We start from the raw sequence: 23,450 nt of genomic DNA, 5'->3' as shown, positions 1-23,450 counted from the left end.
AAAGTACTGCGAGTAGGTTTGGCTGAGTCGTTTAACTGTCTCGCCTGGCCAGCGCAGCATTGCATAACTGAACGTTTAAATGGAGAAAGACAATGAGTGTATTACTAGGCCGCAAGGCACCAGAATTTATCGCCCCAGCGGTACTCGGCAATGGCGAAATAGTCGGTGATTTTGATTTTGCCGCAACGACCAAAGGCAAGTACGCCTTGGTGTTCTTTTACCCGCTCGATTTTACCTTTGTTTGCCCGTCTGAGCTGATCGCATTGGATCATCGCATGGCGAAGCTGACCGAACTGGGTGTCGAGGTTATGGCTGTTTCCGTGGATTCACATTTCACTCACAACGCTTGGCGCAATACGCCGATTAACGACGGCGGCATCGGCCCGGTTAAGTACACCATGGTTGGCGATATGAGCCATGACATCTGCAAGGCGTATGGCGTTGAATCCATTGGTGGTGACAGCTACTACCCCGCCGGCGTCGCCTTCCGCGCGTCCTTTGTCATTGATAAGTCAGGTGTTGTGCGCGCACAGCATATGAACGATGAGCCGATTGGCCGTAACATTGATGAGTTGGTGCGGGTTGTTGAAGCGTTGCAATTCTTCGAAGAGAATGGTCACGTCTGTCCTGCCGGCTGGCAAAAGGGTGACGAGGGTATGATCAATACCCCTACTGGCGTAGCCGATTACTTGGCGGGTAACTCCGACAAGCTATAAATCTCGTAGCTTGTGCCAATCAGCCCGCCTAGGCGGGCTTTTTTGTGTCCTTTGATCCTGCCCTCAGCTCAGAATAATGCGCCCGGCGTCGATGGTAAAGGCCAATGCGGTCAGCTGGTCGCCCTGGCACGGTCCTGCCAAGCAATGGCCGGTATCGATGGCAAAGAGGGCACCATGGGTTGAACATTGAATAAGTGACCCGTCGGCATCAAGAAATTCGTTCTCTCGAAACTCGAGATTCACCCCCAGATGCGGGCATTCATTTTGATAGACATATATCTCATTGTCGTATTTTATCGCAAAAACGGGTCCACGATGGCTCAAAAAACCGCGCGAACTGCCCTCGTTTAGATCGCTTAGTGCACATAGGTCGGTCATGTTAGGTCTTTCCCCAATTTATTTATTAGTCTGGACAAGGGTCTGTGCCTGTTTGCGTAACAGCTCGTCTCGCTCGGTAAGGCGTTCCAGTTCCCAAATTTCTAAGCGCGAACCGTCACGCAGAGTGACATCACGGACGATCGATGCCTCGACTTGCGCGTTTACGTCCGGATGTTGCAGGATCGGTTCGGCCATCAACACCTGATCGATCGGTTGCAGTGCTTCAATTTGTGCCAGCCAAGCATCGGCATCGCCGGTTACCAGCGGCAAGGGGATGCCGTGCTTGTGGGTTTTGCTAATAAAGGCGGGTCCGGCACTGACCGCTATGCCGAATACCGGGCTGAGTCGAGTGTGACTCTGGCGAATAAGCGGCAAGGCTAGGTGCAGCACCCGCGCGGCGCAGACAGCGTCCAATGCATACTGCTCGCCATTGTTGATACCAAAGACCAGTGAAAAGCCATCGGGCAATAAAATGCCCTTATAAAGCTGGCCGATGCGAATCATCAGAGACTCATAGTCACTCCATATAAGTTGCAATTCCTGCGCACTGTAAACCCGCATTAGGGCTTGCCAGTTTTGACAGCGGATTGCGACCAGGGCGACATCACCATAGCGGCCCTCATCCCCGACCAACTCAATCTGTTCCAGCAGCCGTTCGGTGTCACTGCTGCCATAGCGTTGGCCGAGGTGCTTCATCAGCTGACCCTGTTGGTTTAGCGGCTCGCCGAGAATGGCCATTAGTTTGGTCAGTTGCTGTTCGGGGGAGCCCTCTAATTGCCGGTGGACGCTGGGGAATTGGCCGGCCAGCTGCTCACGGATGAGTTGCCAACCGGCCTGATGGCGCGTGGAGCGCCAAAAAATAAAGCCGCCTAGGCCGATCAAGCTGGTTAAATTAAAAAACAACCAACTGCTAATGGTTTGCTGACGCCATTGCTGAATAGGGGTCTCATCGATAACTAACTCGGCATAACCGAGTATGTCTGCGCTAAAATCAATGGGCTGGCGAAACGAGCGACCCTGATCGGGCGCATTCTTGGCCAGGGCGTTGAGTCGGATGCTGTCGTCCACACTGGTCACCGTCGCAGAGATGATCAGCCCGGTCTCGGTAAAATGGTTTAGAATATTACTTAGCGCGGCACGATTGCCACTGTTCAGTGCCGCGGTAGCGTCAAAGGCTAGGCTACGCACTAGGCTGGCGCCCTGTTGGTCAGTCGCCTTGTTGAGGCTGGCCAAGGCCGGACTGTACCAAAAAAGCAGTAACAACAGGTTCAGCAACGCGAGCATTCCAAGTGCAAAGGCCGTTAAGGGCTGAGCAATCCATTTTAGATTAGGCATAAGGTGTAATTAATAAACTCAGTCTATACAATAGCGCCTACCGAATTGGAGACCTTTGTGTCTCCATTCTAATGCGCTTGGGTCGAAAAATCATAGCCTTGCGACTCAAAGTTCGCTCAAAGCGCTTTTTAATCGGTTTTCGGGTCGCAGTGCGGGCCCAACCGGCAATAGTTTACCTTAAGGATTTAGCATGAACGACACAGTCACACAATTAACAGAGCAACTCAACGCCCTTAAAAAAGGTCTGTTTTTAATGAGCCCGCGCGATCGCGTTCGCGCCCTGTCAACTCATGAAACCGATGATTTGATTCATGAGCTGCAAGATACTGCCGACAAGGCCCTAAAAACGCTGGAAGGTTTAACAGGCTAAGCCTCATCCGGAGTATATCTTGAGCACAATTTTAATGTTAAAGGTCAGTGGTCAAGATCAAATCGGTCTGACGGCTGCTCTGAGCCAGATACTGGCCGAAGCGGGTGTGACCTTGCTGGATATCGGCCAATCGGTGATCCATGATCAGGTATCCCTCGGCATGTTAGTGCAGTTGCCCGAGGCGTCTGACACCGCGCATATGCTGAAAGAATTGCTCTACCAAGCGCATGAGCAGGATCTCCACGTTCGCTTCACCCCGGTTAGTGATGAAGCCTATGCGCATTGGGTCGGTCAGCAGGGCAAAGACCGTTTTGTCCTGACCATCCTGGCACGGCGCATGACGGCCGAACATCTGGCCCATGTTTCTCGAGCGGTATCGGAACAGGGCTTGAATATCCAAGATATTGCCCGTCTGACGGGTCGAGTCGGTCTGCACAGCAGTACCGCCAATGATAAGGCCTGCATTGAGCTCACACTGCAAGGTAAGCCCAACAGTCCGGAGCAGTTACGCCAGCGCTTCTTGCACATCAGTTCGGAACTTGATGTCGACGTGGCTTTCCAGGTCGATTCGGTTTATCGCCGTAATCGCCGCTTGGTTTGTTTCGATATGGACTCCACGCTGATCGAAGCAGAAGTGATCGATGAGCTGGCCAAGGCCGCGGGCGTCGGTGCGCAGGTGGCAAAGATAACCGAGGCAGCAATGCAGGGTGAAATCGATTTTCAACAGAGTTTTCGCCAACGCATGGCGCTGCTCAAGGGCTTGGATGAATCGGTGTTGGCCGACATCGCCGCCCAGTTGCCGATTACCGAAGGCGCCGAACGCTTGATGAAAACCCTGAAAGCCTATGGCTTCAAGACCGCCATCCTATCCGGCGGCTTTACCTATTTCGGGCATTACCTGCAAAAAAAGCTCGGCATAGACTTTGTCTTCGCCAATCATTTAGATATTCAGGATGGCAAGCTAACAGGTGAGGTTGTCGGTGATATCGTCGATGGCGCCATGAAGGCGCGACTGTTAAAACAATTGGCCGAGCAAGAAGGTATTCAGTTGGAGCAAACCATCGCCGTCGGTGATGGTGCCAACGATTTACCGATGCTATCGGAGGCCGGTTTGGGCATCGCATTTCGCGCCAAGCCGATGGTCAAGGAAAACGCCCGACATGCTATTTCAACCCTTGGATTAGACGGCGTGTTGTATTTTCTGGGCTTTAGAGATCAGGAAATTCACTCCTGAGGTCCGACCCTAGCCAGCCATATAGGTGGCAGGCCAGGGCGCTCGTACTAGGTTGATCGTACTAAATTGTTCGTACTAGGTAGTTCGTACTAAATTGTTCGTACTAGGTAGTTTGTACTAGGTCGCGTCATCATCCTCATCTGAGTCAAAACTGTAGTCCATATCATCCAATGGCGCTTGCAGGTAGTAACCTTGGATATAGTTAACGCCCAACTCCCACAGGGCCGCGAGTATTTCGGAATGTTCAATTTTGGGCACGATCGAGTTGATATCGTGTTTATGGATTTCGGCAAACAGGTCGGCCAATTCCTCTGACGCTTGGCCCTTAGCGACCAGTTCGGTGACTAGGTTGTCGTGGATTCGGGCATAGCTAATATCGAGATGCTGGGTCAGTGCGAAGCCATTTTCGGCCAGACCAAATTGATTAACCGATAATTGACATTTTAGCAGCCCCAGCCCCTTACTGAAGGCCTTTGCTGCTTTGAGATAACGATGCGCGACATTTTCCGTGATTTGGAAACAGATGCCGTCACCGGGCAGCTTACTATTGCGTAGCTGGCTGTTGACCCAGGGTAGGAAGGTGGGGTCCTGGATCGAGGCGGCGGTCAAATGAATCATCAGCTGGGTATCGTGACCGCGTTTATGATGTTCGGAGAGTGCCGTGATGCTGCGCGCCACCACCCAACGGTCGAGTTTTCCGCTCAACTCGCTATTTTCGATTGAAGGCAAGAAGTCATCGGGCACTATTTCACTGCCATCCTTATCCTGCAGGCGCACGAGGATGTCATAGTGTTCTCTATTATCCCCGCGTAGACTCATGATCGGCTGAAACTGGATGCGCATCTTATCGTGGTCGAGCGCATGCTCCAGCTTGGCGAGAATGGAGTTGTCGGCGAGGTTGGCGATGTCCGACTTATCGAAGTAAGCCTGAGTCTTGTGTTGTTTGACCGCGCTATTGTAAGCCTGGTCGGCCTGTACCAAGGCTTCATTGCCAGCCTTGCCGGCCTCATCCATATGGGCGAAGCCGCATATCAGGCTAACCGTTAGGGTCTTGCCGTCGACCTCAAACAGGTGCTCGGCAATGGCTTTTTGGACAACCTGCCAATAGTGTTGAATTGCTTCGAGGTCAGACGTGGGCGCGATCATGGCAAACATGTCATCGGAGTAGCGCGCAAAAACACCGCCCGGGAGCGCTTTAGCGCGCAACTGTTCGGCGAGCTGTTCGAGCAAGAGGTCGGTACCGGCAATGCCGACCGTGGTTTTAATGTCCGCGAAGTTGGCAATACCGATGTGCACGACGATCTGGCGTTTAGCCTGGGTCAGCACCTGCTCATAGGCTTTATCCAGCTGTTCGTTAAAGTATGATTTATTGAATAGGCCGGTTATCGGGTCTTGGGAACTGATCTCGCGGATTTTTTCTTCCAGCGCTTCATTGCTGGATTCCTGTTTGCGAATGATTATTTGCGTGCACCGCTCGCCTTCATAACTGGCCGCGGAAAAGGCCATATGAATATCGAACGCTGACCCATCCGCGTGCAAGCCAATGCTGTTGAGATGCTGAAGCTTGCCATCTTTAAAGCCCTTGAGTGCCTCACGGAGCTCGTTAACCGCGCTGGATGTGACCAGATCCATAATGGGAGTGCATTGTAAGTCTTCGATATCCAGATAGCCGAACAATTCCATGTAGTTGGGGTTGGCATAGATGTGCATCCCCTCATGGACGTAGCTGATGGCATCGACGGAGCTTTCCAAGAGCAGCTGACACCGTTTCTCCGTCTCACGCAGACTCACACTCTGCGAGCGCAGATCGCGGCGCGCTTTGAGCGAGGCGACCTCTCTTTTGACCGCCTGCGCCAGATGTTGAAGCGAGCTTTCCACGACAACGTCGGCCATGCCCATATCGAGCGCGCTGGCAATGATATCGTCATTATAGGCCTCAATAAGTCCAATCATCGGGATGTCCATGCCATCGCGCTGAATGGCGGCGACCGCTTCGGTTGCATCGATGGTCGCGGTATTGAGTTTTGCGAGCATCAGATCCCAGGTTTGCTCCTCGATAACCTTATTTAACTCCTCCAGTGAGGCGATAAAGTGACTTCGCACCGCCTGGCCGGAATTTCGGATGGCATTGGTGACCGGCTCGGCTTCATTCTGAGTATCATGGATCAGTAAAATTCGAATCGCTCGGCTGGAACTGGTACTCATATAATCAAACACTCGGCGTTGGAATGGAGAGTTACAGGTTAAAGCATAGTAACAAAAGGTGGATTTTTCACCGTAACCCGTCTTGAATAAAAATTCTGTTAGCAAGTTCGCTTTTTGGACAATTCTTTTTAGCAAGTCGATCCGAGGGGTGTTCGGGACTAGAGTTGGCGCCAAAGGGATGCAAAATGGTCGCGCTCATCGACGTCGGTTTTTTGTTGTAACGGGCCGCTTCGCTGCGCGATAGCGCGGATATGAAACTGGCCGATAATACCGGTGGTCAATACCCGCTTAGTCAGTTGAAATGTTTCTTGATGGCCCCCTCGATTGACGGACACCTTATTGCCCACCTCGAACGCTAGGCGCGGCGTTAATATGGACGCTTCCTGACCAATGGCGGTTATTTCAGGGATATACAGGGCGCGCACATAGTCGCCATGCGGGCCGGTTTTGGGTAACTGGCGAATGCCACAGGGCTGACTGTTTGGTGCCAGTAATTCAACGCCCATTTGCGTGCCGAACCGGGTGCCTTGGCGAATCCAGCGGACTAATCCCAGATTCCAATGCTGAAGATCCTCCTCCTTAAGCGCGACGACTTCACCGGTCTGAAGACTATTCGCCGGCTTTTCGCGCCATTGCAGGCAGTAGCCGCGCGAGCTGACATTAACCAACCGCCCGCCATATGCAGGTTGAGTTTCTGGTTGCTTGCTAGTGAACTCGGTGCCCTCATCTTGGCTCATTTTGTCGGCGCCATCGGCATCGAATGAATGCCCCCAGACATCTCGCTGCGCCCGGATTGATTGGGTATCACAGGCGTGAAATTGGTTGCGCTCGACGCTAGCAAAGGGCGTCTGGCTCTGGCGTGATGAGCCATAGAGTGCGGCATGGAAGCCGACGCCACCGGCTATGTGAAAATGCGTCGCGGTCAAACCGACGGCCATGGACAGTTCGCCACCTGTCGCCGTGCGCGAAAAACTGCGCTGCTTCATGCCGCCCCAGAAATGAATTAGGTGTGCTAACAGGCTTAGATTAAAGTCAGCCGCCACCGCCATCAGTCCCTGGCCCTGATTAGTTGACGAGAGAGTTTTGTGATCGTGGTGGAGTAACCGCACCAGCGGCAGCACATTGACGCCTAGGTATGCCGTTAGATTGGTTTTTTTAATCAAATAACGAGAGTAGGGTGCACTATCGAGTTCGGGATTAATGACCAGTACCGATTGTTCATTTGCCACCTCATCTATTACTAGATGGGTAGCCCATGGGCCTAGCGATGTGAAGATCGTTTTGAGTTCGCGCTGCGACAGTTGGTTGGGTTGGCAGGCACCTAAGAGGACAATCTTGAGATAGGTTTGTTGGATATTGAGTGCCGGATCCTCAAAGGCGTCGTCTATGGGTTCATTTTGCAGATTGAGGCCGGAGACAATTTGATAAAGCTGGTGGATTTCGTGCCAAATACCGGTCGGAGCCTTAAGATAGAGTTGATAGGCGCGTAAAATCGTGGGCAGTAATTCGTTCAAGGCTCTGTGCACAGACCTGGCCAGCAGGCTTTTGTGCCGGTTGCCGCCCTGAGCCAATAGATTCTGAATAATGATTTTGTAACCGACGCCTAAATGGTTGTGCAAGGCTTGCGCCAGATTGGCCACCTTTCGTTGCTGGTCGTCTAACACGACACCCTGGTTCAGGTAGCGCGCATTGAGTTGTTGGCAGACAAAATGAATAGGGCCGCGCAGCAAATCCATCAGTTCGATGCGTGCGGCATCAGATACCTTTAGTTGATTACATTCGATTACCGCGTGATAGAGCTGCCGAGACGCCTCACCCATATTGGCCATTGGCAAGTCGTTGACCCAGGCGTTTAACTGGCGATGAGTCGGGTCGCAAAAGCTCAATGTTGCCTTGTTTTGCTCCGGTACCTTTAAATAGGGTCGGTCGCGGTATTGCATGAGTGTCACCTGTTGTGATCAACGTCAGTATAGCCGTATTTCTCAATCGTCAAGCTGCGGCCTGGTTTTGGTCTTGAACGGTAGTGGTCATGGCTTAGGCGCCGGCCAGTCCTGATCCGCTCAAGCGTTGTTAGAAGCTTAGCCAGACTTTTCACCAAATTGGCTGAGATTTATCAATTAAATGGATATCAGTGCCCATAAGAGTATTGCAATACAAAATCGCTTAGGGCCGGGCATAGGTTATAGGACAGTTACAGTCGGTAACGAACATTTGGGGCTAGCCAAGGAGTAGGCTGAAGACGAGCGAGGGGGGGCGGAAGTGATATAAAAGGAGCGCATGGCGCCCCATTTTATGACTCAGTTACTGCGTTTGTTAACCAGGGCGGCCAACTTGGATTGCATGCGATCACCTGAGCTTGCCTCATCAACCGGCTTTGCGGCTGGTGCTGGGGCGGCCTCAACGGAGACCTTAGCGGCCTGGCCTGGTCTCGTTTTATCGCCGGCAGGCTTGCGAGTGTTTTTACGTGGGCCCTTAGCTTTTCCGGCAGCAGGGCGTTTAAGCGCACGCTTACGATCGATTTCAACCAGTTTCTCCAAGGCATGGGTGGCCTCTTCGGCAGAGACCTTACCCGTGACAATGCCGCCGAGCGTAACGCGCTCGGCATCTAAGGCGAGACAAGCAACATAAGAACGAGTGCGTACATAGAGATTGAGCGCACGTCGAATGCGAGTCTTGGAGAGTTTCCCGTCCGTTGCAATGGCTTCATGTATTCCAATTTGCAGTGGTTTCGGTTTGGAGGCGTCAAAAACTTCCGGATACAATAGGCATAATTCGTCTAGCGCCTTGCGATTCGCTTCATATTCTTTCTTGCGTTTCGCTTCTTGCTTCTTTTGACTATCTTCGGGTACTTCTGGCGTAATTATAGGCTGTTCAGACATGGGTATCTTTTGAGCATCTGTAAATTGGATGCGCGCAAGGATACAAGGTTATGAACGATTTTGACAGTTGAAATGGCCCTTAAGCTCTGAAAGTTTCATCTGTCGGGGGTGAGCGAGATAGAAATTCGGACTGACCCTGCCACAATGTTGGCATCAGGCGCTTTGCGGACCTGTGTTAAGGCTGTTAGAAGAGCGTTATGCCCGATGGATCGACCGGGCATAACGAGCAATGGCTGAATCAGGCATCCTGGCCGAGGCGTTGCCCCAGACGGATGTTGGCACCGGTTTTGATGTCCTCAGCCCAGCGAATTCCGTTCTGTTCAAAGGCTAGGATAACAGTACTGCCCAGCTTGAACCGGCCCATCTCTTGGCCGCGTTCGAAAACCGGTGTCGGGTCGTCAAAGCTCTGCTCTTGGATGCGTCGACGCCAGGGAGCCACCACGCCGGACCAGGTGGTTTCTATACTCGCGACGACCATGGCGCCGACCAGGACCATTACAAATCGGCCTTGCGGCGACTCGAATTCACAGACCAAGCGCTCATTGCGCGCAAATAAACGTGGCACAGTATTGGCCGTTAAGGGATTGACGCTGAACAGCTTACCCGGAATAAACCGCGTTTTAACCAGGCGCGCCGCCATGGGCATATGGATCCGATGATAGTCTTTGGGCGACAGATAGAGGGTGGCGAATTCACCCTGATCGAATTGCTCGGCCATTGCGGTATCACCGCCCAATAGCTCGCTGAGAGAATAGTCCCGACCCTTAGCTTGAATGATCCGCCCCGCATCGATACGACCAAATTGGCTGACGCAGCCGTCTACTGGGCTGACCCAATCGGTTGGGCTGCCGGCGATTGGACGGCGATCAGATTTCAGTGCTCGGGTAAAAAAATCATTAAAAGAGTGATAGTCGGCGGCCTGTTCACGTTCGGCCTCGGCCAGATTGATATTAAATCGTTGCAAAAAAAATCGGATCAGGGGGTCGCGTATCCAGGGCCACTCAGACTCGGCCAAAACACCGATAAGTCGTGAAATAAGATGATGTGGCAATAGATATTGGCCAGCAATAAAAAGCTTGTCTTTGAAGGTATGAGTCATGATTTCACTTTAGTTAAGGCGGTGTTCCAATCGGCACAATACTCTCGGAACAATTTATAGTCGACTGCATTTAAGGCTTCGGGCTGATTGTAGCCGTCGACATAGAGCAGCATGGTAATCTTTGGTCCGACGGCAAAGGAGCGCAGAAAAAAGTCTCCCTTGCCGGCCGTGGCGATTAAGTTCGCGGGCAATAATTTTTCCGCCTTTGGCCGGTTGGTGGGGTTAACCCATAAGGCGGTGACGCGCTTAGTAAATTCCATCAGGATGCTCGACGATTGAATCGGCAGAGTTAGGGAACCTAATTCCGCGTGTTCTTTGCACCCAGCGCGGCCAAAGGCTTGCCAGGTGTCGTTCTTGACTTCAAAGATCACAATCCGAGTTAGGCCTAGGCCATGATGCAAACCATAGAGCGCACTTTTATGGAGGTCACTCGGGGAGTGCCAATTTTTGTCGACACCAAACTGTCGCTGTATTTGGCCCTTAATATTGAGGTCAACGGCCTTGCGTTGCATTGCCTTTATGTTGGGCTTATCCGCGACAATTTTTTTAGCGGCCGGTTTTGCTTTGGTCGCTGGGACGGCGCCTTGTTTTACGGCTGGCGCTTTTGGTACTGTGGGCGGCCTAGGACGGTCTTCGGGTGATTCGCTGTGGGCAATTGCCGACGGTGGTTCGACTGAGTTATTGGCCAGCTCCCAGTCAGAATCGACCGAGTTGGTCGAGTCGACGAGGCTGCCGCCCGGTTGCTGCGCAATTAGGCGTCGTGCCGCCAAGGCTGCATGAGGTGAGGTAATTTCCCGTGCAGCGTTGGTCACCCAACGTTTGAGGGTGGGTCGAAATTCGCTCATGCCGAGTACGTTCTCGCCCGTTTTGCATAGGCTATTGAGCGCTTCAGATTGCCAGTCTCGGCGCACTGCGCAGGCCAAATCGTGACTGAATGGCAAAAAAAACGTTAGCGCTGACTGTCTGGATGTGCGAATTTCACCGGCAGTTGGTACGTCATCGTCGGCTTTGCTGACGAGGACAGGAAGTTGAAAATGGCGGCAAATTTTTTCATTCCAGGCTCTAAGTTCCATGCCTAAAAGCTCGCGTAACAGCGAGTCGCGATTTTTACCCTGGGCGACGCTGGACTCGATATTGGCCATTTTTGCCGGTTCGAGCAGCCACAGAACCCAAAGTCCCATGTCATAAAAAACGTTTGTCCAATAATCGCCTTCAGACCAGGGGATTTGACGTACTTCGTACCATTGGCGCATTAGACTGGCGGCCACCAGGCTATCACCAATAGCGCGCAGCAGACCCTCAACCTCCGCACTGTCCTCAACAATGCGAGGTATCTTGGCGCACAGTGCAATCAAGCGGGTACTGCCCAAAAATGACACAGCGTGATCCAGGGTCTTTACCGCCATATCTTGGCCGGAGATCATCTTATTGGCCGAACGGAACAGATGTACGGTTAAGAGTGGGTCTTCCCGGATAAGGCTCATCCACTCCAATAAGGGAGCATCGGCCGACGGAAAAGCCTTTATCGGGAGGATCGCGGGTAGCTGAAGCTTCTGCGCTCGAGCAAACCAATCTGCATTGTTCTTCATGAATACACGTATGTTTTTTTGCTTACGGGCGGTCACTATAGCAAAGGTTGGCGGGCTTTTCTGGCCTCGGCTAAAATACCCCGTTCGAGCTACATAAAGTTGACCAGTTTTGCCCAGGCGCCCTTGCTAATATCCCGACGTTCGAAGTCGGATAGGCTGGTTAATTGAGCACAATTGATCGAATGCAGCCTAAGGTAAGGTAGGGGTTTTTCGGGGAATTCGCGTAAATCGCCCAGCATCAGGGCTGGGGAAATAGGGTTCTGGTCGAAATAACCCATTTTCAGGGCTTTTAAGCCCTGTTTGAGCGGCAAAGTCTCGATTGTGCCGGCGGCCTTGGCATGACCCGATAGCAGCAGGCGGGTCTTGCCTTGGATGACCTTGGGGTAAATAACGATCGATGTTTCGGACACGGCGGTGGCGTTAATTCGACTGAAAATGGATTCGAACTGGTTGAAGTCAGGTAGAACCACCATGCGCTTTCGATCCATTGGCCCAGTTAACTGGGAGCTGTATGCACAATACAGCTTTTCGACCGATGAGGAGTAAACCATAAAACTGTTTTTGAACAGGTTAAAAAACCGCATCGCATTGTCCGGCGATCTGAAATCTTCCAGATCCCAAACCAGATCGCGAGGCTGATTCGCTCTGCCAGTCATCGAATATCCCTATTGTCTCTTCCCGTGTCCTTATTATGGTTGAGCAAACGCTGTTTCCGCAAATCTGCCATTAGAGTTTTTAGCTATTGAAGTGCGGTTAGATACCCCAGCGCTGGTTATAATCGCTCCCGATTAATGCAGTCGACCTTATGTGACAGCAGCGTCCCAGGGCCGTTGCCTGCGCGCTAGACCAGGTAGGGTTTGATGTCATCGACATCGATCTGGACCGGCAGCATATGGTCCTGAGCGTATCCGCGCCATACGCCACTGGTGAGGAAGAGTTCAAAGACATCCGGATCGATGTGGTGCTCCGCCCTCATCGTGCGCAGGATGGCAAAGGCCTGACTCAGTGGCATCGGCGGTTTGTACGGTCGCTCCTTGGCCGTGAGCGCCTCGAAGACATCGGCGACACCCATAATGCGCGCCGGAATCGACATTTGATCGCGCGTCAATCCCTTGGGATAACCGGTGCCATCCATCCGTTCATGGTGCCCTCCGGCGTATTCTGGGACCCTTTTTAGTTTGGCGGGGAAGGGTAGGTTTTCTAGGACCTCGATGGTCAGGTTAATGTGTCGATTAATATGCGCGCGTTCATCTTCATTGATGGTGCCGCGCGTGATGCACAGATTGACGACCTCGTCTGGGGAGAGCAACGCCCGCTCCTGCCCTAAGGCATCTTGCCAAGTAGCTTGCGCAATGCTCTTAACCTGATCTTTTTCAGCGTCGGACATGAATTCGCCGCCTTTGTTGATGCGCTCGATTAAGACCAGGTCCGCGCGAATTTGGCGCCGTTCCTGCTCGCTTGCGGCATAGGCGACACGGGTTGCGAATCGGGCCCGAATGGCATCGATGCCATCGTGTAAGCGTTCCAGCTTGGTGCTCTTGTTCAACACATTCTCCGATGTCGCCAACTTGCCACAGTCGTGCAGCCAAGCCGCCACATGGAGCTCATACCAGCCATCTTGATCGAGATCGAAATCTTTAAAATAACCGCTTTGCTGCGCACAGGCTGCACCGGCGATCAGTTCGGTCAACACCGGAATGCGCTGGCAATGCGCCGAGGTATGGGGTGAGCGCACATCGATAATTTGCGCGAGAGACTTAATAAAGGCATCCAACAAGTTCTTATGGCTATCGACCAGCTTATGATTGTCTAGGGTAATGGCGGCAAACTTGGCCATGGCCTCGACGGTAGCCTGATCCTCGATGCTGAACGTGTGCAGCTGGCCCCGCGCATTGCGTGCATTGAGGAGCTGCATTACGCCGATCACCTGCTGATCATGGTTGAGCAGCGGCACGGCCATAATAGAACGCGAGCGATAGTGATGGGATTGATCAAAAACGCGGGTGCCGGAAAAGTCGAAATTATTGGTTTCATACGCGTCTTCAATGATCACCGTATCCTTGGTCAAGGCCACAAAGGAAGCCACATTGGCATGGTTTGGCTGTCCGTCTATGTACAGGGGTATTGGTCGCCAACCGCTGACATTTTTGGCCTCGGCATCATAAATACGAATATTTAATGCCGAATTTCTGATAGCGGTAAACTTCAGACAGGCCAAATCATCCTCGCCGCTGACGCGATAGAAGGTTCCGCCTTCGGCCCCGGTGATGCTCTGAGCCTCGGTTAGAATCAGATTCATAAGCCCAGGCAAGCTGGTTTCTTGCGCCAGGCGGATTAACAATTCCCCCGAGGTATTGAGGCTCCAAGCCAGCTGGCTGCTTGGACGGAGAGGCCTAGGTTGGCTGCGCATGGGGGGGTTGTCCAAATGAGAGTTCAAGCTAACCTTAGTAAGGATTGTGATTTCTTGCCCAGGCTTTTTGTAGTTAATTGTTCATTATGATTTGCATTGGTACTAGGGGAGCCAAATGATTGATGACGGTAAGGCAATAGTAACCTCACCGAGTCGAAATTAAGGCGAAAACTCTAACCAAATAACCTGAAATTTATGCGCCAGCTTGACAAGGCACAAGGCCGAACGTATGTTTAAAACGATCGTTTGAAAGCCGGAGCGAGCAGCTTTTGTTGCTCGGCAATCTGAACTGTTCAAACTCAAACAACTCATAAGATTGACGCCCCCGAATGGGCCAAGAAGAGAGGTCACCCCAATGCCAGCCTATAAAACCCCATTACGAGATCTGCAATTCGTGCTGCATGAAGTGCTCGATTCCACGACCCATTACGCTGCAATCGGGGCTGACGATGCCAGTACCGATATGATTGACGCGATCATTATCGAAGCCGGAAAATTCTGTGAAGAGGTCTTGTCGCCCTTAAATAGCGTCGGTGATATCGAAGGTTGTGTTTATCAGGACGGTACGGTGACCACACCAACCGGCTTTCCCGCGGCCTATCAACAGTGGGTCGAGAACGGCTGGCCCTCCTTGGCCCAGCCGGTTGAATTTGGCGGTCAGGGTTTGCCTGCATCGATAGGCAGCGTGGTCTCGGAACTGATCTCGGAAGCGAACTGGTCCTGGGGCATGTACCCCGGCCTATCGCATGGCGCGATGAACACCATCGAGATCCATGGCACCGAGGAGCAAAAAGCGACCTATCTCACCCAGCTGGTTTCCGGTGCTTGGACCGGGACCATGTGTCTAACCGAACCCCATTGTGGCTCTGATTTGGGAACGCTCAAAGCCAAGGCAGAACTGAACGCCGATGGCAGCTATGCAATCACCGGCACCAAGATATTCATTTCCTCCGGTGAGCACGATATGGCTGAAAATATTGTTCATATAGTACTCGCGCGACTGCCCGGAGCGCCCGAGGGCACTAAAGGTTTATCGTTGTTTATTGTGCCAAAATTCCTGCCGGATCAAAGCCGAAATGAGGTCCGTTGTGGCGCCATCGAACACAAGATGGGTATTCACGGCAACGCGACCTGTGTGATGAACTTCGATGGCGCGACCGGTTTTTTGGTCGGGCCGGAGCACGCCGGGTTGCGCTGCATGTTTACCTTTATGAATTTCGCCCGTCTAGGCACCGCAATGCAAGGGGTTGCCTCGGCTGAACTGTCGTTCCAGGGCGCCTTGACCTATGCCCGTGAACGGCTGGCCATGCGCTCCTTAACCGGTGCCAAGGCGCCCGATCTAGCGGCCGATCCGATCATCGTGCACCCCGATGTTCGCCGTATGCTGCTAACCCAAAAAGCCTTTGCCGAGGGCGGCCGGATGATGCTGCACGACGCCGGCTTTATGGTCGATCGGGTCAAACAGGGTGCTACCGAGGCGATTCGCGACGATGCCAATGAACTGCTGTCGTTCATAACCCCCATTGCCAAAGCCTTCCTCACGGAGGTGGGGACCGAGGCGGCAAACCACGGTGTGCAAATATACGGCGGTCATGGTTTTATTCGTGAATGGGGCATGGAGCAAATTGTCCGTGACAATCGTATTTCTCAGCTCTATGAGGGCACCACCGGGATTCAGGCGCTCGATTTGTTGGGCCGCAAGGTACTAATGACCCAGGGAGACAGCTTAAAACGCTTTACCAAACTCATTCACAAGCTTTGTCAGGAGATGGATGGCAATAGCGAGTTACAGCCCTTGGTCGAGCAACTGCAGGCCGCCAACAAAGAATGGGGTGATGTCACGCTACAGATCGGCATGAAGGCGATGCAAAATCGCGAAGAGGTGGGCGGGGCGGCAGTCGACTACCTGATGTATTCTGGCTATGTTATGTTGGCTTACTATTGGTTGCGCATGGCCCAAACGGCTCAAGCAGCGCTCGCGACCGACACCGATGAACGTGACTTTTATCTAGCCAAGATCAGCACAGCACAGTTTTATTTTGCGCGTATCTTGCCGCGAACCCTGTCCCACAAGGCAATGATGTTGGCCGGTGTAGACAGTATTATGGCGCTCGATGAGTCCCATTTCGCGTTTTAGCCTTTCCAATAACGGCAATTGATTACCCGGTTAGTGTGACCGGGTGGGCCGGGCAACACTTAACAGGGTATTTACGATGGCATCATACAAGGCTCCTCTTCGCGACATTCACTTTATTCTGGCTGAGGTTTTTAAGGTTGATCCCCTGTGGGCCTCAATGCCGTCCACGGCTGATGCGTCGATGGAGCTGGCCGATGCCATCTTCGAGGAGGGTGCTCGTATCTGTGAAGCCGAACTCCTGCCGTTGAATCGCCAGGGTGATGAGGAGGGGTGCACCTATCTGAATGGCAAGGTGACCACACCAAGCGGTTTTAAGGCTGCCTATCAAACCTACGCTGAGAGCGGCTGGGTCGGCCTGGGTGGTGACCCGGAGTATGGCGGCCAGGGCTTGCCTAAAATGCTGACCGTCATGTTCGAAGAGATGGTCTACGCGGCCAATACCTCCTTTGCCCTGTATCCGGCCTTAACGGCCGGGGCCTGCCTAAGCCTACTCGCACACGGTTCCGAAGAGCTCAAAAAAACCTATTTACCGGCTATGTACGAGGGCCGTTGGGCCGGTTCGATGTGCCTTACCGAACCCCATTGTGGTACTGACCTCGGTATCCTCTCCACCAAAGCGGTGCCCAATGGCGCCGGTCATTATGATATTACCGGGACGAAGATCTTTATCACCGGTGGCGAGCACGACCTGACCGAAAATATCATCCATCTGGTACTCGCCAAACTGCCCGACGCGCCGAAGGGACCGCGCGGCATCTCGCTGTTTCTGGTGCCCAAGATGTTGGTCACCGAGGACGGCCAATGCGGTGCGCCGAACCAGGTTCGGTGTGGCAGTATTGAGCACAAGATGGGCATTAAGGGTTCAGCCACCTGTCTGATGAACTTCGATGGCGCCGCCGGCTACCTGGTCGGCGAGGCCAATAGGGGCCTCGCCGCGATGTTTACCATGATGAACTATGAACGACTGTCTATTGGCCTGCAGGGCATTGGTTTGGGTGAGGTCTCCTATCAATCGGCCCGGGCCTATGCTCTGGATCGTCGACAGTCGCGAGCGCCGAGCGGTGCCGTGTCGCCTGAGCATGCCGCCGACCCCATTATGGTGCATCCGGATGTGCGCCGTATGCTCTTAACCCAGCGGGCCTATAATGAGGGCGGACGGGCCTTCGCCGCCTATGTTGGCATGTGGCTCGACCTGGCTAAGGGCCAACCGGACCCGGTTGCGGCGCAGAAGGCGGCGGCCCTTGTGGCACTGCTGACACCGGTTGCCAAGGCCTATTTTACCGATCGTGGCCTGGATACGACTATCTTGGGCCAGCAGGTGTTGGGCGGTCATGGTTATATCCGCGAATGGGGCATGGAGCAGTTTGTCCGCGATGCCCGCATCGCCCAAATTTATGAGGGTACCAACGGTATTCAGGCGCTCGATCTCATGGGCCGCAAGGTGGTTGGAGACCAGGGCAAGGCCTTTAAACTATTCCATCAAGAGGTGAGCGTTGACATCGCCGCCGCCGAGCCGTCCGATCCCCGAGCCCAGGCTTTAAACGTGGCGTTGACCCAACTCAGTCAAGCCACCGACTTTGTGATTCAGCAGTCATCGCTCGATGCCAATGCGATCGGCGCAGCGAGCTGCGATTACTTGAATCTATTTGGATTGACGGCCTATGCCCATATGTGGCTGAAAATGGCGCAGGTGGCCAAGCAGGGGGAGGGTGACTTCTATCGGGCTAAGCTGGCCACGGCCGATTTCTTCTTCCAGCGCCTGTTGCCGGAATCTGGCGCCTACCTGGCCAAGGTTTTGGCCGGCAGCGACACCCTGATGGCCTTGGATGCCGACCTGATGTAGGCACCCAATAGCGCAGCCGGCTTAGCCGGCAGTGTGTGTCGCGGCCTTAAAGGCCGGGCGCATCCTGGGCCAGCTCGATAGCGATATCGGCCGCCAAGCGGGCGTTGTTTAGCACCAATTGGATGTTACTGGCCAGGCTGTCGCCGCCGGTTAATTCCGCCACACGGGCCAACAAAAAGGGCGTCGATGCCTTGCCATGAATCTGTCGCGCTGCCGCTTCCGCCAAAGCCGTTTCGATCGCCGTCTTGATGATTTCTTCTGGCATCGCCGCGGCTTCTGGAATCGGATTGGCAATGACCACTCCACCGTCTAGATTTAGGCGCCATTTAACCGCCAAGAAGCGCGCCATGGCTTGGGCTGAGTCGAGTCGGTAGTCGACCGTTTCTGAGCTGCTTCGGGTATAGAACGCCGGCAATGAGCTGGTCTGATAGCCGAGCACCGGGACGCCCATGGTTTCCAGATATTCGCGCGTTAGCGCTAAATCCAAAATCGACTTAATCCCGGCACAGACCACTGCCACCGAGGTTTTGGCCAACTCTTGTAGGTCTGCCGAGATATCAAATGTTTGCGTTGCCCCACGATGGACGCCGCCGACGCCGCCGGTGGCAAAAACTCGAATGCCGGCCATTTGCGCGATAATCATGGTCGCTGCGACGGTTGTGGCACCGTGCTGCCCGGTGGCGCAGACGAATGGCAGGTCACGTCGGGAGCATTTGATCACCGTCTGTCCGGCCTGGGCGAGAATGGCTATTTCCGACTCAGTAAGGCCGGCCTTTAAGCGGCCATCGATCACGGCGATCGTCGCGGGCATGGCACCGGCGTCGCGGATCGTTTGTTCAACCAACAAGGCGGTCTGGGCATTGTCGGGCCACGGCATGCCGTGAGAAATAATGGTACTTTCCAGCGCGACAACGGGCCGATTATTCGCCAATGCCTCGGCTACCTCGGGGTGTATGTCTAAAAATGCGCTGTAGTCGATGTTGCGGCTCATGAGCACCAAGCTCCCTTGCTAAGATGACTTAAAAAAAGCTGACGAATTTCGTGCACGCCAAGTTTAGGGTTGACAGAAGCCGTACTGCTGAGCGTAAAGGTGGCACAGGCAACGGCAAACTCGAGTTGGTCTGCTGGACGCTTAAGGAGATGACGAGCGGCTACGAAGCCGGCAAACAGCGAATCGCCGGCGCCAGTATCATTTTCATTATCGCCCTTTATCGCTGACTTATACCAGGTCCCATCTTGGTTGTGCAAAATAACCCCCTGCGGGCCCTGGCTTAGGAGGACGTTTTTTACGCCCTTGGCGTGGAGTTTCTTGGCCAATGCTAGGTCGTCACCGGTTTCTTGCAGAATAGCCGCCGCCTCCTCACTATTGACCTTTAAAACATCTAGGTGGGCCAACACCGAGCGCAGGCGCGGTGCCTTGGCTGCCGAGACGCCATCGGCACAGATGGGTTTGCTGCTGTGTTGCTCACAAATCCATTGGATACTGTTTTCGGGCAAATTGGCCTCGATAATAATCTGATCGGCTTGCGTAAAATAGGCAGCCTTCAGCGCCAACTGGTCCGGTGTTAGGGTGTCGATAATGGCCATGTCGGCGATGGCTGCCAACAGTGCACCGAGTTGGTTGTTAATGGCCATATAGGTGCCGGTGGTCAGCGTGGGATGCACGATAATGGGACCGGTATCGACGCCGGCATCGGTGCAGCTGCGCAGTATTAAGGCTTGTCCGATATCGTCTCCTAATACGGTCAATAAGGAGCAGTTCATACCCAAGCGTTGGAGATTTTCAGCGATATTTCGGCCCACGCCTCCGGCACTGTTTTTCACTAGACCCGGGTTGGAGTCGCCGGGGACAAAACGGGCAAAACAACTACCGGTAATATCTAGGTTGGCCCCACCGACAATAAGGGTCCTCAATGGCAATGTGTTCGTCATGGTAACCCTCCCAGTGAGGTCTATGGTGTCAATGCCGGGTCGTTTTAGAGCGAATCAGGCCCGCTTGCGTCAATGCATCAATATGCCGGGGCACTCACCCACGCATTAGATAGATCAGGTTCCTGCGCAACAAGCACAATATCGCAACCTAGGACCGAACCATAGGTTGCTGCTCAATAAGCGTTTGAAGTAGAGCAAAAACGAGCAACAGGCAGATTAGTGGTAAACTGCCAGCAGATCTACTATTTTTTTGGAACTTCTGTGGTCCAGAGTACACCTTTATTTATCTTAAGCCGTCACTGGCAGGAAACCGATTCGGGCGTCGAATTGCGCTTCTGGTTGAGCGGTCCAGACGGGCCCCAGTGCTGGCAATTGAGTGGCCAGGACAGTGTCTGTTTTGTCTCGGAGCGGCAAGTGGAGCGCTGGCAAGCCATTTGGCAACGGCAAAAGCCGGCCATTCGGCAAACGGGGAAAACCTTTAAAACCCTGATGGGCGACACGGCGGTGCCCGTCTATTCCCGTTCTTTTAGCCAGCAGCGCCGATGGGCTTGGCAAGGGAAGGAAGTTGGCCTAAAGGTTTGGGAAGAGGATATCAATCCAGCGGAGCGATATCTGATGGAGCGGTTTTTATTCGGCAGTGTGCAGTTTGACGCTCAGCAGGCCCGGCCGGCGCAGAGCGTGCCGAACCTGCGGCCACTGTCGATCGATATTGAAACCGCCTGGTTTGAGCCGGGAAAAACGCCCGATCTGTACAGTGTGGCATTGGCCGGTGCGGGCTTGGCTCGAGTTTTCCTAGTTGATCAGGGCCAGGCTAAACAGACGCTCGATCCGACTCTGGATGCGCATTGGTTTGGCTCTGTTCGGGCCTGTCTTGAGGCCGTTATCGACGCCATTTCAAGCTATGATCCAGACTGTATTATCGGTTGGAACGTGGTCGACTTTGATCTCAGAATCCTGCAGCAGCACTGCGATCAAGTCGGCCTGTCTTTTTCCATCGGGCGTAATGGTGTGCCCGCGGCCTGGCGCGCGCGGGCCGACCAGGCAGAACATTTTTATTTGGAAGTGGAGGGCCGTCAGGTTATCGACGGACCCGGAGCATTTCGCTCGGCGGCCTGGTCCTTCGACGATTATTCATTGGAAACCGTCGCCCAAACACTGCTCCAACGGGGCAAGAAAATTGACCATAGCGATGATCGGGTCAACGAAATCGAACGTTTGTATCGGGAGGATCTAAACGCCTTTGTGCAATATAATTTGGCCGATGCCCAATTGGTGCTCGATCTTTTTGCGCAAGCCGGGCTGTGGCATTTTCTTATCGAACGCAGTCACCTCACCGGCTTGGCGATGGATCGGGCCGGCGGTTCGTCGGCCGCGTTCAATACCGTCTATATGCCCAGGTTGCACCGGCAGGGTTACATTGCCTCAAACGTCGGTGAGCAACAGTTGCAAACCACCAGCCCCGGGGGCTTTGTCATGGACAGTATCCCAGGGATCTATCGCAATGTCTTGGTGCTCGATTTTAAGAGTCTTTACCCCTCCATTATCCGAACCTTTTTGATCGACCCCTTGGGTTTGCAAGAAGGCCTAAGTGCACCCGTGGCCGAGACGGTGCCGGGGTTTTTGGATGCTCGCTTTCATCGCCAACACCATATTCTACCGGCCCTGATTGATCAGCTTTGGCAGGCGCGTGATCAGGCCAAGGCGGAAAAAAACGCGCCGATGTCGCAAGCCATAAAAATCATTATGAACTCCTTCTATGGCGTATTGGGCAGCAATCTATGCCGGTTTTTTGATCCGCGCCTAGCCAGCTCGATTACCTTACGCGGGCATGAAATTTTGCAGAAGAGTCGTGACTTTATTGAAGCCAAGGGCCATCGCGTGATCTACGGTGATACCGATTCGGTGTTCGTGCATGCCGCCGGCCATGCCGATCCGGAACAACTCGGTCGGCAATTGGCCAGCGAGTTGAACGCCTGGTGGCAAGCAAAATTGCGCAGCGAGTTTGATCTGGCATGCCATCTGGAGATGGAATTCGAAACCCACTACGAACAGTTTGTGATGCCCACCATTCGAGGCACCGAGATGGGCTCGAAAAAACGCTATGCCGGCTGGCAACTCAGCGCGGGGGAATATCGACTTATATTTAAAGGCCTGGAGGCGGTGCGTTCAGATTGGACCGCGCTGGCCAAACGCTTCCAGTTATCCCTGTACGAACGGGTGTTTCGAAATCAACCTTATAAGGCCTTAATTACCGAGACGGTATTAGACTTGAAAGCGGGGAAATTGGATGAGCAATTGATCTACAAGCGGCGCCTGCGCCGTTCGATCGAACAGTATGACAAGCAGATGCCACCTCATGTCCAGGCCGCCTGGATAAAGAGACAACAGCAACCTCATTGGCGCGGGCGTAATATTGAATACGTCAAGACGGTCCAAGGTTGGCAGCCGGTCGGTTATATCTCGGCGCAGCTCGATTATGAGCACTATATCGATAAGCAGTTGGCCCCGATCGCCGACGCCCTGCTGCATTTCTTGTCGGAGGATTTCTACAGCCTGATCGATGACCAACTGAGCCTGTTTTAACAGTCAGCGAACGGCGGGCCGCATCGCCCAAAAGCCCATTATCCATCAAGGATCCAAGCGCACCAGACTGAAGCGTTCGGGCCCGATAATGACCTCCAAGGCGTTCTCGCTAAAGCCGACAATGGTGTAGGTGAGCGCAATAGGTTGGACCGACCGCTTGAAATCACCCCCGGGTGGCGCGGTCTGGCTGAACTCGGTAATCACTGTGAGGCTGGTGTTCTCTAAGGTCCAGATGCCTTGATAGTTGTAAACCGACTGGTCGGCTCGAGTCTGAATGTAGGTGATGCTGCCATTCTCAAACAGGGTGAACTTGACCTCGCCGCCGTCGTTGGCCGAACCAAACCAGAGTCCAGGTAGCAGTTCTTGAACCACCACCAAGGGCAGTTTCTTTTTGCCTTGAATGGAAACCTCGTCTGCGTCCGACGCTATAGGCGGTCGATCACCATAGTGTATGACGCCACTTTTATCCGTCCAGGTATAGATTTTCCCGGCAGCAAAAACCGCCATTGGCAGGGCTGTTAACAGTAGCCAAAGGGCCAATCGCCACCAGCTGGGATTATTCTTGTTCATCTGTAACACTCCATAGCGTCATAAAATGGGACAAATCACTGCTTTAAGTCTAGTCTGGTTTTCGCCCGAATGGGCAACCTAAGCCGTTACCTGGTTCACGTTATGGAAAATCGGATTACCGCCTGGCGCTAAAGCTGTCGAGCATCTCAGGATGATAAGGCGTGAGTTGA

18 protein-coding genes are annotated in these 23,450 nt (G+C 53.4%); 6 read left to right on the top strand and 12 right to left on the bottom strand.

Translation table 11 applies throughout. The annotated features are described in order from the left end of the window. Positions 1 to 92 precede the first annotated feature (92 nt). The gene (locus tag AC4FIC_RS06135) at positions 93 to 716 is read left to right on the top strand and encodes a peroxiredoxin (protein ID WP_100256405.1); all 624 of its coding nucleotides are present in this window, start codon (positions 93 to 95) and stop codon (positions 714 to 716) included. A gap of 63 nt (positions 717 to 779) precedes the next feature. Here the strand turns inward: AC4FIC_RS06135 and AC4FIC_RS06130 are convergent, their stop codons facing one another. Both AC4FIC_RS06130 and AC4FIC_RS06125 read right to left on the bottom strand, forming a co-directional pair. Next, a complete protein-coding gene (locus AC4FIC_RS06130) occupies positions 780 to 1,094 on the bottom strand; it encodes a Rieske (2Fe-2S) protein (RefSeq protein WP_100256406.1) in 315 nt (104 codons plus the stop codon). Positions 1,095 to 1,112: 18 nt separating this feature from the next. Next, a complete protein-coding gene (locus AC4FIC_RS06125) occupies positions 1,113 to 2,429 on the bottom strand; it encodes a hypothetical protein (protein WP_145980230.1) in 1,317 nt (438 codons plus the stop codon). 190 nt (positions 2,430 to 2,619) lie between these two features. Here AC4FIC_RS06125 and AC4FIC_RS06120 point away from each other — a divergent pair, with 190 nt between their 5' ends. After that, positions 2,620 to 2,799 (top strand): hypothetical protein, encoded by a 180-nt coding sequence (locus AC4FIC_RS06120; RefSeq protein WP_100256408.1) that lies wholly within the window; start codon positions 2,620 to 2,622, stop codon positions 2,797 to 2,799. Positions 2,800 to 2,818: 19 nt separating this feature from the next. After that, positions 2,819 to 4,033 (top strand): phosphoserine phosphatase SerB, encoded by a 1,215-nt coding sequence (gene serB / locus AC4FIC_RS06115; RefSeq protein WP_100256409.1) that lies wholly within the window; start codon positions 2,819 to 2,821, stop codon positions 4,031 to 4,033. Between the two features lie 117 nt (positions 4,034 to 4,150). On the opposite strand, the gene AC4FIC_RS06110 is transcribed toward serB, so the two are convergent. From AC4FIC_RS06110 to AC4FIC_RS06080, 7 genes are all read right to left on the bottom strand, one after another. Next, on the bottom strand, positions 4,151 to 6,238 hold the full coding sequence (locus AC4FIC_RS06110) for an EAL domain-containing response regulator (RefSeq protein WP_273285858.1): 2,088 nt from the start codon (positions 6,236 to 6,238) through the stop codon (positions 4,151 to 4,153). 158 nt (positions 6,239 to 6,396) lie between these two features. Then, positions 6,397 to 8,178: a cyclic-di-GMP receptor FimW-related protein gene (locus tag AC4FIC_RS06105; protein WP_100256411.1), complete on the bottom strand. Its 1,782-nt coding sequence runs from the start codon at positions 8,176 to 8,178 to the stop codon at positions 6,397 to 6,399. Positions 8,179 to 8,535: 357 nt separating this feature from the next. Then, the gene (locus tag AC4FIC_RS06100; RefSeq protein ID WP_100256412.1) at positions 8,536 to 9,117 is read right to left on the bottom strand and encodes a ProQ/FINO family protein; all 582 of its coding nucleotides are present in this window, start codon (positions 9,115 to 9,117) and stop codon (positions 8,536 to 8,538) included. A gap of 238 nt (positions 9,118 to 9,355) precedes the next feature. Continuing rightward, on the bottom strand, positions 9,356 to 10,216 hold the full coding sequence (gene asd, locus AC4FIC_RS06095) for an archaetidylserine decarboxylase (protein WP_100256413.1): 861 nt from the start codon (positions 10,214 to 10,216) through the stop codon (positions 9,356 to 9,358). Beyond that, complete coding sequence (locus AC4FIC_RS06090) at positions 10,213 to 11,805, bottom strand: HDOD domain-containing protein (RefSeq protein WP_100256414.1); 1,593 nt, start codon at positions 11,803 to 11,805, stop codon at positions 10,213 to 10,215. The genes asd and AC4FIC_RS06090 overlap by 4 nt, the downstream gene beginning before the upstream one ends. Positions 11,806 to 11,894: 89 nt before the next feature. Continuing rightward, positions 11,895 to 12,461, bottom strand: a complete 567-nt coding sequence (locus AC4FIC_RS06085; RefSeq protein ID WP_100256415.1) for a hypothetical protein — start codon at positions 12,459 to 12,461, stop codon at positions 11,895 to 11,897. 185 nt (positions 12,462 to 12,646) lie between these two features. Further along, complete coding sequence (locus AC4FIC_RS06080) at positions 12,647 to 14,146, bottom strand: HD domain-containing phosphohydrolase (protein ID WP_420541395.1); 1,500 nt, start codon at positions 14,144 to 14,146, stop codon at positions 12,647 to 12,649. Between the two features lie 424 nt (positions 14,147 to 14,570). Between AC4FIC_RS06080 and AC4FIC_RS06075 the strand changes: the two genes are divergently transcribed. Both AC4FIC_RS06075 and AC4FIC_RS06070 read left to right on the top strand, forming a co-directional pair. Further along, positions 14,571 to 16,352 carry an acyl-CoA dehydrogenase C-terminal domain-containing protein gene (locus AC4FIC_RS06075; RefSeq protein ID WP_100256417.1) on the top strand — a complete coding sequence of 594 codons (1,782 nt, stop codon included), beginning with the start codon at positions 14,571 to 14,573 and terminating at the stop codon, positions 16,350 to 16,352. 76 nt (positions 16,353 to 16,428) lie between these two features. Next, positions 16,429 to 18,195 carry an acyl-CoA dehydrogenase C-terminal domain-containing protein gene (locus AC4FIC_RS06070; RefSeq protein ID WP_100256418.1) on the top strand — a complete coding sequence of 589 codons (1,767 nt, stop codon included), beginning with the start codon at positions 16,429 to 16,431 and terminating at the stop codon, positions 18,193 to 18,195. 46 nt (positions 18,196 to 18,241) lie between these two features. Here the strand turns inward: AC4FIC_RS06070 and AC4FIC_RS06065 are convergent, their stop codons facing one another. After that, a complete protein-coding gene (locus tag AC4FIC_RS06065; RefSeq protein WP_100256419.1) occupies positions 18,242 to 19,186 on the bottom strand; it encodes a pseudouridine-5'-phosphate glycosidase in 945 nt (314 codons plus the stop codon). Next, positions 19,183 to 20,127, bottom strand: coding sequence for a carbohydrate kinase family protein (locus AC4FIC_RS06060; protein WP_100256420.1), 945 nt, complete (start codon positions 20,125 to 20,127; stop codon positions 19,183 to 19,185). Before AC4FIC_RS06060 ends, AC4FIC_RS06065 begins: the two co-directional genes overlap by 4 nt. A 261-nt stretch (positions 20,128 to 20,388) precedes the next feature. Between AC4FIC_RS06060 and AC4FIC_RS06055 the strand changes: the two genes are divergently transcribed. Next, on the top strand, positions 20,389 to 22,710 hold the full coding sequence (locus AC4FIC_RS06055) for a DNA polymerase II (RefSeq protein ID WP_100256421.1): 2,322 nt from the start codon (positions 20,389 to 20,391) through the stop codon (positions 22,708 to 22,710). A gap of 45 nt (positions 22,711 to 22,755) precedes the next feature. On the opposite strand, the gene AC4FIC_RS06050 is transcribed toward AC4FIC_RS06055, so the two are convergent. Further along, entirely contained in the window at positions 22,756 to 23,280 is a 525-nt protein-coding gene (locus AC4FIC_RS06050; RefSeq protein ID WP_476194287.1) for a DUF4124 domain-containing protein, read from the bottom strand. Positions 23,281 to 23,450 lie beyond the last annotated feature (170 nt).

The organism is Reinekea sp., from assembly GCF_982785585.1.
This window is presented reverse-complemented; position numbering and strand designations above follow the sequence as displayed.